Source organism: Methanospirillum sp. (genome assembly GCF_035406105.1).
In the GTDB taxonomy this organism is placed as follows: domain Archaea; phylum Halobacteriota; class Methanomicrobia; order Methanomicrobiales; family Methanospirillaceae; genus Methanospirillum.
This window is the reverse complement of sequence record NZ_DAONKG010000002.1, coordinates 14,285-28,129: the sequence shown is the minus strand read 5'-3', so window position 1 is coordinate 28,129 and position 13,845 is coordinate 14,285. Positions and strand designations below refer to the sequence as shown.

9 protein-coding genes and 1 pseudogene are annotated in these 13,845 nt (G+C 43.9%); 5 read left to right on the top strand and 5 right to left on the bottom strand.

Features of this window, described 5'->3' with window-relative positions; translation table 11 throughout:
- The 4 genes from PLA23_RS00220 to PLA23_RS00205 all read right to left on the bottom strand — a co-directional run.
- The coding region (locus PLA23_RS00220; RefSeq protein WP_324473500.1) for a PAS domain-containing protein at nucleotides 1-1,894 on the bottom strand (1,894 nt) is incomplete at its 3' end.
- Nucleotides 1,895-2,325: 431 nt separating this feature from the next.
- Entirely contained in the window at nucleotides 2,326-6,423 is a 4,098-nt protein-coding gene (locus tag PLA23_RS00215; protein WP_324473498.1) for a PAS domain S-box protein, read from the bottom strand.
- A 17-nt stretch (nucleotides 6,424-6,440) separates the two neighbouring features.
- Nucleotides 6,441-8,888 (bottom strand): PAS domain S-box protein, encoded by a 2,448-nt coding sequence (locus PLA23_RS00210; protein WP_324473496.1) that lies wholly within the window; start codon nucleotides 8,886-8,888, stop codon nucleotides 6,441-6,443.
- Nucleotides 8,885-9,061: a hypothetical protein gene (locus tag PLA23_RS00205; RefSeq protein WP_324329319.1), complete on the bottom strand. Its 177-nt coding sequence runs from the start codon at nucleotides 9,059-9,061 to the stop codon at nucleotides 8,885-8,887. Before PLA23_RS00205 ends, PLA23_RS00210 begins: the two co-directional genes overlap by 4 nt.
- A gap of 45 nt (nucleotides 9,062-9,106) precedes the next feature.
- Between PLA23_RS00205 and PLA23_RS00200 the strand changes: the two genes are divergently transcribed.
- On the top strand, nucleotides 9,107-9,667 hold the full coding sequence (locus PLA23_RS00200; protein ID WP_324473495.1) for a chemotaxis protein CheW: 561 nt from the start codon (nucleotides 9,107-9,109) through the stop codon (nucleotides 9,665-9,667).
- Between the two features lie 167 nt (nucleotides 9,668-9,834).
- Here PLA23_RS00200 and PLA23_RS00195 read toward each other — a convergent pair whose 3' ends face one another.
- The gene (locus PLA23_RS00195; RefSeq protein ID WP_324473493.1) at nucleotides 9,835-10,374 is read right to left on the bottom strand and encodes a hypothetical protein; all 540 of its coding nucleotides are present in this window, start codon (nucleotides 10,372-10,374) and stop codon (nucleotides 9,835-9,837) included.
- A gap of 529 nt (nucleotides 10,375-10,903) precedes the next feature.
- Here PLA23_RS00195 and PLA23_RS00190 point away from each other — a divergent pair.
- The 4 genes and pseudogenes from PLA23_RS00190 to PLA23_RS00175 form a co-directional block, all read left to right on the top strand.
- Complete coding sequence (locus PLA23_RS00190) at nucleotides 10,904-11,308, top strand: ArsR/SmtB family transcription factor (RefSeq protein WP_324473492.1); 405 nt, start codon at nucleotides 10,904-10,906, stop codon at nucleotides 11,306-11,308.
- Between the two features lie 48 nt (nucleotides 11,309-11,356).
- Nucleotides 11,357-11,881: a glutaredoxin family protein gene (locus tag PLA23_RS00185; protein ID WP_324329327.1), complete on the top strand. Its 525-nt coding sequence runs from the start codon at nucleotides 11,357-11,359 to the stop codon at nucleotides 11,879-11,881.
- A gap of 218 nt (nucleotides 11,882-12,099) precedes the next feature.
- On the top strand, nucleotides 12,100-13,338 hold the full coding sequence (locus PLA23_RS00180) for a COG1361 S-layer family protein (protein ID WP_324473491.1): 1,239 nt from the start codon (nucleotides 12,100-12,102) through the stop codon (nucleotides 13,336-13,338).
- Between the two features lie 2 nt (nucleotides 13,339-13,340).
- Nucleotides 13,341-13,845: pseudogene (locus tag PLA23_RS00175) on the top strand (ABC transporter permease); the annotation flags it as partial.

Genomic DNA, 13,845 nt, shown 5'->3' with positions numbered 1-13,845 from the left:
AATTCAGGTCAGTGACCGTAATTGCCATGGGGACGGCATCAAGAATCGATTCATACCAGATTACCTTATCTGCAATCGTCCCGACGGTTGCGTTAATTCCTTCGATAATCTTCCGATACTCCCCTTCATGCCTCGAAACATCTGCACGGACAGCATAATTTCCTGCTGATGCGGCCTCCACCAGCATGTTCATATCAGCGGAAAGGGCCTGAAGACTCTCAATTGCTTTGATAAAACCAGGAACAACCCTGTCCTGCTCTGATCTTCTACCAATTTTCCGATATTCTTCAAGCTCTGAGAGATCCCCATAACTGATCTTCTCAATAGAACCGGCAATGTGATTCACCCTGGTCCGGACAGCATTAATACTTGATGCAAGCTTGACATACTCTCCCTGATACTTGGATTCATCCATCCCCCGGGTATGATCATTGACTGCCATCCGGTCCAGTACGGCACCTGCATCCTGGAGGGGCCGGACCACCGCATCGAGTATCGCATTAATTCCTTCAATGATCTTCCGGTAATCGCCCTGATGTTTTGTTGCATCAGCGCGTACTTCCAGACGTCCCTCAACCGCAGCTCTGATCAGGAGATTGCAATCGGCAATGAGAGCCAGAATATGTGACCTGAGTTGATCGAGCTTTTCATTTGCAAGGGCCTGCTTACCAGGCAATTGTTCAAGCACCGGATTAAAATCTCCGGCAGAGTAAGACGAAAGGATGGTAAGGATCTTTAATACACTCCCGACATGCAGGCTGACTGCATTGTTGTACCCGGCTGTTATGTCCCGGTAAAAGCCCTGGTAGGGAGTAAGATCAATTGATGCATCCATATCCCCGGCTGTATGATATTCATACATCTGGGTGGTATCTTTCAGGAGCCGGTTGAGACTATCAATACAATTATTCAGATTGTTCTTGATCTCGTTAAAATCTCCATTATATTGGTCAGTAATTCGGGGCGGGAGATCTCCTTTTGCTATCCGATCCACATACTCAGCCGCCACATTCAATGGGCCGATGATGGCGTCCAGGGTTCCGTTGATACCTTCCATGAGAATTCTAAGTTCTCCAGAGTACGGAGCAGGATCAACTCTTGCATCCAGATCTCCTGCCTGAGATCGCTCCGTTAGATGTATAATCTCCCGGACTGCTGATATTTCTGCGGTTTTGTCAAAATAATACGCAAAAATTGAGAGCAGATTTCCTTCCTGATCAAAAAACGGCGTGTAATAGTACTGTAAATGTCGGACTCCGCTTTTTACATGGGCATCAAGTTCACCATGCACCGTACTTTTCTTTTCAAGTGCTTCTGTAAGTGATCCGCCAACCCGGTTCCGGACATCAAAATCGGAGATCTTCATCCTGCATAATTGTTCAGACGGGGTATCGGTCAAAGCGGCGAACGCAGGGTTTGCATACTGTATGGAGAGATCGGGATTCACATCGACAATTGGAGATGGTGCATGTGCGATTATGAATTCAGATCTCTTTCTGAGTGCCACAACCTCAGTGATATCAACGATTGTCGCCATCAGACATGGGGTTCCGACGTAGTCAATGCGTTTTAATGTCACCTTACAGGGAAAAACTGTCCCATCAAGCCGCATATGCTCCCATTCAAAACTGACGTCCTCACCGCCAAGAGCCTTTTTGATATAAAATGCCGCTCCTTCCATTGAATCTCTCCCGTCACTCTGTTTCTCTGGTGAAAGAATTGACGGAGGTTTCCCGATAATATCCTCACTATCACGGGCACGAAACATGGTATACGTTGCTGCATTGCAGTCAAGATATCGTCCATCCTGACCGATTATCTGAATGGATGCCGGAGTTGCATCAATAATATTCATCAATGTGGTTGCATCGGTTACGAGTATCTTTGCCGTCATTCTGTTCCACCTTTTCTTATTACATGAAATACCATTATCTAAAATAAAGATATCGACTTTTTTTGTGTAGTTTACGTTTCCTGTAAATAGGATAAAAAGGCTTGGAATTATGCGCAGAAATAAAAATCTATATATATATATATATATATATATATATGAGTTAGGACCTAGGCAACGGTACCTTTTCTTAAATATTTTGAAATTGGATTGCAGTAACTAAATGAAAAAACATTTAGATAAAATAACAATTTGCTCTTTCTGTGTACGTCATAGAAGAGATATTTAACCTTGGGATTGGAGAGTACTGGCCTCGACCTCTATCTGATCACGGAGATCTTATCAATTACCGGCCATACTATACATGAGACAGGAGGCACGGTTTGAAATTGTCACAGGACACGGGTTATTTCGGATTGAGTAAAATCTAACACTTACACCGCTTTTATTCTGAACTTCCCCTTCGGGACCGTTATCTCAAATCTGGCACCTTTCCCTTTCTCCCCGCATTCATGGATTGAAAGGCCGGTAATTGACAGAATCTCCCGTGAAAGAAAAAGACCGATTCCGGTATGTTTTCCATACCCATGCTCAAAGATGAGATCTTTTTCGTTCTCCAAAATTCCGATTCCGTCATCTTCACAGACAATGATGCATGCATTGTCGGTAAACATCTCTGAAAACCGGATGAATGTGGTTCTTTGTCCATGCCGTACTGAATTCTCAATAAGGGTTGAGAAGACTTTTCTGATAAGGGGATCAGCAAATATCTCAAGAGAGGAAGATATCTCTGATTCAAATCTGATTTCTGTTGGATTGACTTCTCCCCATGCAGACCGGATAACCGGGACTACCTGTACCCATCCTGAAGATATGATACCAAAGTCCTCATACTCACGGGTAAATCCAATAGTCATCTCTATCCGGTCTCCTGCCTCCCTACACTTGGAAATATAATAACATGATTCTTTTAGATCTGATGACATGGATGCGAGTTCTAAAAATCCGTTTATTGAATTGATAAGATTTAAGATATCATGACGGGTCAGACTGGTCAGAAGCCGAAGTTTCTGGTTTGATTGTTTCAGGGCATCCTCCATCTTTTTCCGCTCGGTAATATCCCGTGAGATCCCAAGAATACTTGTGGGTCTGCCATCAGTATCACGCAGCAGTATTGCCGAATTTTCAACAAAAATAACAGATCCATCCTTGCAATACTCTTCAGTGATAAAATAAATGGTCCGGTTGGGATCGGTAGTCCCGTTCAGTTCTGCCATCATCTCTTTCTTAAAGAGTTTCAGTACCATTTCAACCGATGCTGGCGTCAACATCTCATCAAGTGACTGCTCTAAGGTTTCCTGAGCAGTAAAGCCTTTCATCTTCAGAACAGAGGGGCTTGAGTAGGTCAGCTTCAGATTCATATCAGAGATCCAGATATGGTCCGCAGTATTATCAGCAATCAGCCGGTACTTTTCCTCACTCTCATGGAGGGCTTCTTCTGTCAGTTTTTGATCCGTTATATCCATGATATTGCCAATAACCCGTATCACTTTTCCATCAGCAACGATGGCTTCAGCTGCAGTACGAATCCATATCCTCTTTCCTTTTGTGGTTGTAAAAGGAAAGATCATATCATAGGAGATTCCTTTTGTTGCACACAACTCAAATGCATCACGTATGACAGGCCGGTCTTCAGGATCATAACAGGAGAGACTGAGGGCTATGAGATCAGGAGAACCGGGAGGGATCTCATCTGGATCTATCTCATGAATACGGTACGTCTCTATAGTCCAGGTCATCGTCTGTCTGCCGACATGCCACTCCCATCCACCTATTCGTGTCAGTTTCTGGGTTGCATCCAAAAGATCCCGACTCTCCTGCAACGCTTCTTCTGCCCGCTTCTGCTCGGTGACGTCATTATAAACCGCTACAATCTCGCCACTTTCAAGCTTGAAGATCCGGTTTTCATACCAGTTGGCGTATTTATCATCAATGTATATCTTCTGCGGATAGTACGCAGGTATTCCGGTCTTCCAGACCTGCTGAAATACCGGTATCAGCCCGTATTCATCAATATTTGGTCGTAAATCTGCAAGACTCTTACCGACTACCTCTTCAAGGGTTTTTCCTTCGATCTCAAGTGCCATCCGGTTAAAATCTTTAATGATGTAATCTTTTCCTTTTGATCCGTCACCCTGAACGGTATAGGTTGCTACTCCGCTTGTTATCGTATCCATCAGGCCACGGAACCGCTCTTCGCTCTCTCGTAAGGCATCTTCTATTCGTTTTCGGTTTGTGATGTCACGTGCAATCCCAAGTATTCCGATAATTCTGCCTTCCGGATCCTTCATGGGTGTTTTTATTGTCTCAAATAACCCATGGTATCCATCCTCGGCAAAGGTAAGCCATTCTTCATTGACACATGGCCGATCGGCGGCCATCGCTCTTTGGTCATGCTCGCGGAAAAAGTCAGCCAATTCTTTATCAACAAAATCGTAATCGGTTTTTCCAACAATCTCCTGCTCTTTGGCCCCATAAAGCCTTTCAAAAGCACGATTGCAACTTAAAAATACTCCATCAGGGTCCTTGAGCCAGATAAGGTCTGGTATAGTCTGAATGATACTTCGCTTCTCGGACTCGGATCTGATAAGTTCCTCTTCTGAACGTTTTTTATGAGTGATATCTATTAGAAATCCTTCAATTCCGACTATCTTTCCATCCTCTCTGACAGGTATGGCAGAAAAAATATGAACACCAATCGACCCATCCTTACACCGGCGGGTAAATTCTCCAAATGGGACGGACTCTCCTGACAGCATCTTTTCAACATTCCGCTGGGCCAGAACAATATTTTCATCTACCTGGGTTATGGAAAAGTGCTTGCCGATTACTTCTGATCGGTCATGATATTTATGCATATGCAGCCATGCATCATTCACGTCAACAAAATTCCCACCGCGATCAATCCGAAAATACCCTGCTGGAGTATTCTGAATAATATTTGTCAGACGATCCTTACTTGCACGGAGTTCTGCAGCCATCCTTTTTTGATCAAGAAGGGCACGTGCAAGGGAGACATTCCTGTAACTGAGCTGTGAGATGAGGGAAGAGAAACGAGTATAAAAATCCATGACAGTAGTTACAGTCTCCCTGCTCCACCGGGGGACACGATCAAGGGCAGCCAGATACTCGTCCGTATCAAATCCGAACCGCTCGGCCTGTGCAGTAAATACCTCCCGATCCGGTACTTCGTCGTCAAAAAAGAACTGGCCGAGGAAAAGATTGCCCATGTGTTTTTCTCCAAGAAAAATAGGCGTGACCATGTCCCACATATTATTTTTACACTTATAGACAAGATACTGGCCAGGCTTTACGTTCGTGGTGAGAAATATATCGCTGTCACGGCAGTTTTTTGCACTCTCCTCATTGACCCGGTGAAATTTTGTACAAATATCCTGCCATCCGGTTGCAACCAGAATATTCCCTTTCAGATCAAGAATAGCAATACCAATATGGGTCAGTGCATAAAAATCATCCATGAGAAGTTGAATTTCATGGCTGTCAATGATATTTCCAAACTCTTCTTCGGTAATATCATACTCAGGAGTCAGAATTGAGTCAAGTTTTAATTGAAGTTGTCTCTCACGTTCAATAAGCTCCTGGCGGTTCGCAGCTATTTCATCATAGTTTTGACGAAGTTCTTCTTCAGAAACCCGAATCTCTTCATATGCTGACAAAAGGGCCTCGTGTTGTCGTAAAAGATCCTCTTCAGTACGTCTCCTCCTGATAATCTCCCACATCATGGAACCAAGTGTCTGCAGGGCATTAACATCATCATCCTGGTATTCAGTCTCTTTATTGGCAACCGCAAGAATAGCAACAATTGTATCATTATCAAAGATTGGAACGCCAAGGAAACGGGTGATTTGAACATGCCCCTCCGGATATCCGTGTTTTGCAGGATCGGGGAGCGAATAATCATTCATAATCGATGCAGTCCGGATCCGGATACAGTTACCCCATATGCCGGCATTATGTAATGGAAACCGCATCGGTTTATCCTGTATCTTGCATAGCTCCATCACATTATCGGACCATGCATGAATGATCATCTCTGATTCATCAGGAGTAAGTGTGCCAATGAATGCATACCGGCTTTTTGTTATCTGAAGACTCTGTGCCAGTGCATAGCTCATAATTTCCTTTTCAGATGAATCAACCATGCCCAGAAGACTCAAAAAGGATTGGAGGCGTGTGAGATGGAGTTTATTCTCTTCGTCCGCTAATATCCGATCAGTACAATCATGGAATACTCCAAGGAGGGCTGGTTGCCCATCTAGTTCAAGGGGTGAACTATGCACATCTGCATAGAAGATACTCCCATCCTTTCTTTGCATGGGAATATTCGAAATGAACATTACCTCTCCGGATCGCATCTTCTCAAAATCAGACATGATAAGGGGAAGGGCATATGTTGGATGAATCTCGGCAGGAGTCTGTCCTATAAGCGTTTTGCGGGAGGAGCCGAGCATCCGGCACATTGCTTCATTTACAAAGATAAACCGTTTTGTCCTGACATCCGCAACAATAAGCCTTCCGGAATACTCTCAAGAACCGCTCTGACACGCTGTTCTGATCGTTTGAGAGCTTCCTCACTCTTCTTCAGGTCAGTAATATCAGTTGCAATCTCAAGTCTGACCAGTCGTCCATCTGTCCACCTGATCGCCCGGTCCCGGCAGTCATACCATCTTCCGGTCCGTGCATCCTTATACTCCCAGCGGTAAACCCCGGTTGGACCTTTTTTTCCCATGAGAAGATGATTCGTACAAAATGGACACGGGCCGCCGGTCTGCCCATGGATATGGGCATAACATTTTTGACCATGTACAGTTCCATATTGTCGGCGTCCCCGCTCATTCATATATAATATGTCATAGGTGTCCATATCCGAGACATATACTAAAGCATCAATACTGTCAAGAATGGTGTAAAGCTGGGCCTGTATCTCTTCAATATAGAGAGAATGAGCGGAACTGACAGATTGAGAGATCTGATGTGAGGGTTTGGAGAAGGTCTCTGGAGGATATACCTGCTCAGGAACACTGTGTATTTGTGAAAATAAATCAGGTACAATTTTATCCTGTTTTCGAAGATAATTTAGTATTTTTTCCGAATGAATCCATTCTCTGTCAAGATTAGTTACCATCGCGTCAATACGCATCACCTGTTCATTGATCTTTTCAGAAATTTCAGGATCAATCATATCAGCATATGAAGCAATGATGGTCAGGGGATTTCGTATCCCGTCATTTAATATGGCAAGCTGAGCAATGTTCTCCTGAATCTTTATCATTGCCCGTTCCTTTTCTTTTTCCAGGAGTTTTTCAACGGTGACATCCCTTCCTTGGGCGATAATTGCAATCGGTGTCTTCCCATCCGGAGTATAAATTGTTGATGAATTCCAGACCACTGCTTTTACCATTCCATCCGTGTGAAGAATAGGAATCTCAACCGATTCCCACCGTACCCCCTCCCGGGTCGTATGAATAAGTCGCATGGCATACTCTGCCTGATCGGGTGGAAAAAGAACCTGTATCGGCTGTCCAACAAGTTCCTCAGCATCTCTTCCCATAAGCAATTCAAAGGAGTGATTCACCCGGGAGATAACAAAATCCGGATCCCACACGATAATGGGGACATTTGCATACGCGATCAGATTTTCAAGATACACATTAGACTCGTTCAGATATGATTCGCGTCTCTTTCGATCGGTGATGTCCTGAAAGAGCGTTACAAACTGACCGGGTTGTGAGGCATAGGCAAACACCTCAAAAAATTTATCTAATTCCTGGCTGAACTCCTCAAAATGGATAGGTGTGCCAGTCAGAGCCACATGCCCATATATCGTAATCCAATATGGCTCTGTGCCCGGAAGAACATCAAGCACAGTCCTGCCGGTAACGTCATGAGCAGATAGTCCGGTCATCTGCTCAAATGCAGGATTAACATCAAGAAAGCGATAGTTAACCGGTGTGCCGGATTCATCACAGATGATCTCATGAACCGCTGTCCCGACAATATTTTTTTCAAAGAGTTTCCGATATCGTTCTTCACTTTCTGCCAGCCTTTCATGAGCCGACTGTACTTCATGCAACTGCCTGGTTAACTGTTCTTCGGTGGCCGTAAGCTTTTCAAGGGCAGCAAAGAGATCTGCATTCTTTTTGGTAAGTCGCCATTCTGAATTCTTCTTCTCGGTTATGTCCTGAATAATTCCCACGATACGACCACGTGACATGGGTTCTCCCTCTTCGATGGTAGCAATAGAAAGGAGTATTCTGGGCGCGGATTTATCAGCAGGAATTATAGAGTATTCGATATGATATTCTATACCATGTTCGATTAGATTGGTATAGGCATTATTGACCCGTTCTCTCTCACATATAAGGTCAAACACATCGGTAACCGGAACTTCACGGGCCTGTCCGTTCATCCCATATAACCGGAGGGCCTCCTCAGATAGCCATATTTTTTCTGAATCTATGACATGTTCCCAGGATCCTATCTTTCCGATCTCCTGTGCTTTTCGAAGACGTTCCTCATTCTTACGTAATTGTCGATCAGACTCACGTTGTTTAATTGCATGATTGATTTTATGAGTCAGATCAGCAAACAGGGGACCAGGACTCCCCCCTTTTTGCACATAAAAATCAACCCCTTCTTCTATCGCCTCTATGACGACTTCTTCTCTTCCCTTTCCGGTAAAAAGAATGAACGGGATATCTCCAATTTCCGATCGGATTATCCGTAATAACTCTATACCGGTCATACCTGGCATCTGGTAATCAGATATGACAGCATCATATCTTCCGGCACGTAGCTTTTCAAGCGCTTCTTTGCCAGATAAGGCCTTTTCTACCTCAAACCCGGAGTGTTTTAAAAACTGGACTGATGCATCGGCAACCAGCGGTTCATCATCAATATAGAGAATGGTTGTCATTGCAGGCTTTCCATTATAAATGAAATACCTTCAAAAAAGCAGCAAGCAATATCAGCATGATGCGAGAAGACCGCTGGCAGGTACTTCCCTTTTGCCTTCAGGACAATCCTATCATCATCTACAAAGAGGAGATGGGGAGGAGCAGAGAAAGAGAGAGATGAATATACCGTCATAAACGATCACATCGGGGGGTATTAGTATCTTTGATCTGATATGATATGAACAGCGTGTATATCCAATCATCATCACCCGTTGATAATATAATTACTTCTCCTGCTGAGACATCTCACAGAAACAGGGCAAAACGGGCGGGGACGATCCAGGTTGTTGAATTCATCCTTGGAAATGATATGTTCGCAATTGATCTCTTTGATACCCGTGAGGTGATTACACAGACCGAAGTAACCCCGCTTCCAAATACCCCTCCGTATCTGAAGGGGATCATCGATCTACGAGGATCTATCACAACCATTATCGATCTTAAGGACCTGATGCACATATCAGCCGAGTCGAAGGGAAAAAAGAACTCAAGAATTATTGTCCTTGACCGGTCAATTTCAAGTAAACCTGTCGGCATACTGGTTGATGACGTGTTTTCAGTCACTACATACAGCCAGGACGATATTGACAAGGAGAACACATCAGCGAGAGATACGCACCGGGATATTATCGGTGTGATCCGAAAAAAGACAAAAAGCGTGGGGGAGAAAGATAAGAGTGGTCTCGTCGTCTGGCTTGATATCAGAAAGATGATAGAAAAGATTGAGGCTGACCTGTAACGCAATATTTTTTTTGACCCGCCCTCTCCTGAAACAGGAGATTTCATAGTGCAGTCAGATAATGACGATTAGATTTTAATTACATGGCAAAGCATTTTTCAGAAAGGAACGAAACGTCCCGTATAATTGTAAAAAAAGGAACGAACATTGAAGAGGAATTCGGAGAATTATTTTGCTTCGTATTTTTTAATGACTGCAGTAAGTCTTGCGATAATATCTTTATTGAGATCCTTGACCTTCCGTGCAGCAATCTCGTGAATCTTCTTTTGAGAGAGGTCAGTCTCCTTTCCAAGCTGTGTCTGGGTAACAATTTTCTGCTGGGTCAAGGCATTGATCCGATCTGCGATATCATGTGGAATCTCAACGATATCCTCAAGAACTGACTTTGATCCTGCCTTTGCTGCAGGTTTTTTGGCAGTTGCTGCAGACGTTTTGACGGGTTTTCTGGCCGTGGCAGATCTCTTTGATGCCGCACCTGAAGCAGGTTTTCCTCCTTCTTCAACCTGTACCTGTTTCTTGATTGCTTTTACTTCGGCATCCAGCGACTTGATCATCTTCTCCATCTTCTGGATCTGAACCGCCTGCTGATCTATAAGACGTTGAAGGTCGTCAGAAGAGACATTTTTGAGATTCTGAGTCTTTGATACAGTCTTTGTGCCGACTGATTCTTTAGCTGGTGCCTTTTTGGATGCTGGTTTTGTGACCATTATGATCCCCCCACAAGTCTAATGACGTATAAGAGTGTTGTTTCATTTTTCATAAACATACCGGGCCCAAAATCCCGGATAGCACTCATACATCAATGGTGACTTACCAGATAATAGAACGTGCTATTTTATATTTTTTTAGTTTAAGATACGGAATCTACCGTGAATTCTGAAAATCTAATTACTTCAGGTATCTAATCCATATGGTATTCAGAATATCATAAATTGCATCACATATGCAATATTATCTTGAAAAACCAATAATTTTATACGATTTATCTCTCATTGCAACTCTATCATCTGGATGGAGATTATTCCATGATTTCATACTGCATGTGATCGTGCGCCAAATAACAACAGCTCCTGAAAGAATTTGCAAATCCTCAGGACGGTCTTTAAGATGACTTAGTCTGCAACAACCAAGGAAAATAGATAATAAATTGCGTCAGTATTGGGTAAAAAAATTCCAACCCTCCTGATATCATGAGGGACCGAAATATTGAATTCGATCAAGACGCTCATATATACCATGAATACCTCCAATTGCGGAGCAGCGTGTATGGGTTCTGATATTCCATCCAAGATACCACCGGAAGTCCTTGAGCCCTTACTTGACATCGGAGGGCTGAAAGGGCTCTCACATAAAATTATGCCTCAGGAATCAGTCCAAAAAAATGTTGCAATGTTTAAGGCACTCTCAGATCCCTTCAGGATCACTATCCTCTCCCTGCTCAGTGTCCAGCCCCTCTGTGTCTGCATAATCAGGGAAATATTGCAGATATCTGATACCCGGCTCTCCTACCACTTAAAAAAGTTAAGTTCGATGGGACTGATTAACGGAACATCACAAGGGAATTGGATCATCTATGAGCTGACTGACCTTGGAAGAAAGGCACTATCGCTCTGTTCTGACCATAGGAGAGAGAAGAAATAAACCTGAAACCATTTATCAAAAAAAAACCACCGGTACTATGCAACACCTATGAGATCGAATAGTTCATGTTTCAGTGGTTTGTGTATTGCAATTCTCGGAACCATCCTGCTGGTTAATACCGTCAGTCCTGTGTGTGGGGCAGTCTTTTCTATAAATGGAAGCGAGATAGAACCAGCTGCGGTATCCGACGTTCTCATGTCAGATCCATCACTCCTTCAGGGAGACCTTTTACCTGGTCAGGTCATCCTGTTCTGGAATACTCATTGCGGTGCCTGTCACATGGCCTGGGAATTCCTTGATGAGTACCTGCCCCTGCACCCGGAAATAACGCTCATTGATTATGATCTCTACAATAGTACTGAAAACCGGACTATATTTGATGAGTATAAAACAAAATACAACAGGGATCATCTATCTGTGCCCTCTGTAATCGTAGGAAATATTACAATCGAGGGATCACAGGATATCAGAACTTTTCTCCCGGAGATTATACAGTTACAACAAAAAAATTCACCATCAAATGGAATAATGTCAGTAATTCATAATTTTTTTCAAAAAATTAGTTTTTGGTAATCTTTTTTTCGTCATATCTGAAAGCCGATGACAATCCATTTTTTTGCTCATCACATGTGAGATATGGATTGTAAAAAGCTAAAAACTGGTTCTCATCCAGAGAAATGGACATGAATACCAGGTAATGCCCCTCACCTCGCTGCGTACCTGATGGATCATATGACTTCGTCAGGTTTTACCGGCCAACATTTAAATAGATACTCACCGATATGAGATATATGCCTCGAATACCGAAAAAACACCTCTTCTTTCTTATTCTTTCAATAACCCTCTTCCTCCTCCTGATACCCGGTACCTGTGCAGCCTACACCGAACCGACAGTCATCATCACCGGATATACAATATCACCAGATGTTATCCTTCCCAATGATATCGGAACAATTGAGGTGACCGTTGCAAATACCGCAATGCAGGCGTCGAAAACGGCGACGGAAACTGGTGGTTCCCAAAATGAAATTGCAGAATCAAAGACTGTACCGGTTAATGCATTCATTGAGTCTGCGATCCTCAAGACCACCGACTTTACCGTCCTTTCAGGCTGGTATCAGGACATCGGGGAGATAGGACCAGGGCAATCGATTACTCTTACGTTCCTCGTTCAGGCTCCTGCCCGGGAAGGGCTTTACTTCCCGGAAGTCTGGATTCGGGTCAGAGGGGCGGAGAGTGTGAAATATCCGGTTCCGGTCAATGTAAATACCCGGCACACCCTCATCAAGCAGCCATCCATCCGTTTATTACGCTCAGTCCCGGGTAATATCACCCCGAAAAGTGCTTTTAATATTACCCTGGACCTGGAAAACGAAGGGCTTGCGACGGCCCATGACATCATTGTCGAAATAATAACCCCAAATACCTCGCTCTCCTCGCAAAGTCCTGAACGACAGTTCATCCGGGAGCTAAAACCGGGGGAGAAGAAGGCCGTCACACTCTCTTTCCAGTCAGATAATGACATCCCCATCGGTATCAGGCAAATCCCGGTCAAACTATCATACCTGAATGCAGACGGAACAAGACTTGTGCAGAACGAGCAAGTAGGAATACTTATTCAAGGGACCGGGGAACTTGGTATTGCAAAGCAGATCATTGATCCTGAACAGGTATTTCTCGGTGATATGTTCAGCCTGGTATTCAGAATAGAGAATACGGGAACAGACAAGGCAAAATCTGTACAGGCGATACTGGACATCCCGTTCGAAGGAACAAGAGAAGCATTTGTCGGGACGATCGGACCTGATAACGATGCACCTGCAGTATTCACCCTGAAAGCGACAGAGGCTGGAGATATCCCCTATCACCTGACGATCAGATACAAAGATGACTTCGGGACTCATGAAGAGGTAATACCGCTCCACGTGTTCGTCGGGCAACGAAACGGATCTCAAGCGATCATATTTGTTGTGCTGATTCTCCTGGCTGGAGCAGGATATCTGTACTGGAGACGGCAGCGTCAATCCTGATCATGTCCGGACACCACCTTTCCGTTGCATTTTTTCTTGCAATCCGTTCCATACAGCGAGGCAACCGTTTCACCTTCCTGCTCACTGTTGCGATCATGGGTCTTGTCTTTGTAAACCTGGTATTTCTCCCGTCGATAATATCAGGCGTTGTTGTCAACTTTAATAGTCAGTCAATTGATTATAATTATGGAAATCTCGTCATAGAACCACGGGAGAATAACCTGTATATCACCTCTGCCGGGGACGTCAAACAAAAGATTGATCAGATTTCCGGTGTAATCGGAACCTCGCCACGGTATTCGGCAGGTGCCACATATAGTTATCACGACAATCAGATATCTGGTCAGATAATAGGTTTTAATCCGCGATATGAACAGGAAGTTACCCTTCTGCATACGAAATTAAAAGATGGAGAGTTTCTGGCTGAAGGTGATACTGACAGTATCCTTTTAGGATCGCAACTTGCCGGAAATATTGATGAACGTCTTGATAAACTGGATTCGCTTG

Coding starts and splice junctions, on each gene's coding strand:
- PLA23_RS00195 (WP_324473493.1), bottom strand. CDS start 10,374: ATGGTCACAAAACCAGCATCCAAAAAGGCACCAGCTAAAGAATCAGTC.
- PLA23_RS00180 (WP_324473491.1), top strand. CDS start 12,100: ATGCCTCGAATACCGAAAAAACACCTCTTCTTTCTTATTCTTTCAATA.
- PLA23_RS00190 (WP_324473492.1), top strand. CDS start 10,904: ATGAATACCTCCAATTGCGGAGCAGCGTGTATGGGTTCTGATATTCCA.
- PLA23_RS00200 (WP_324473495.1), top strand. CDS start 9,107: ATGAACAGCGTGTATATCCAATCATCATCACCCGTTGATAATATAATT.
- PLA23_RS00210 (WP_324473496.1), bottom strand. CDS start 8,888: ATGACAACCATTCTCTATATTGATGATGAACCGCTGGTTGCCGATGCA.
- PLA23_RS00215 (WP_324473498.1), bottom strand. CDS start 6,423: ATGCTCGGCTCCTCCCGCAAAACGCTTATAGGACAGACTCCTGCCGAG.
- PLA23_RS00185 (WP_324329327.1), top strand. CDS start 11,357: ATGAGATCGAATAGTTCATGTTTCAGTGGTTTGTGTATTGCAATTCTC.
- PLA23_RS00205 (WP_324329319.1), bottom strand. CDS start 9,061: ATGACGGTATATTCATCTCTCTCTTTCTCTGCTCCTCCCCATCTCCTC.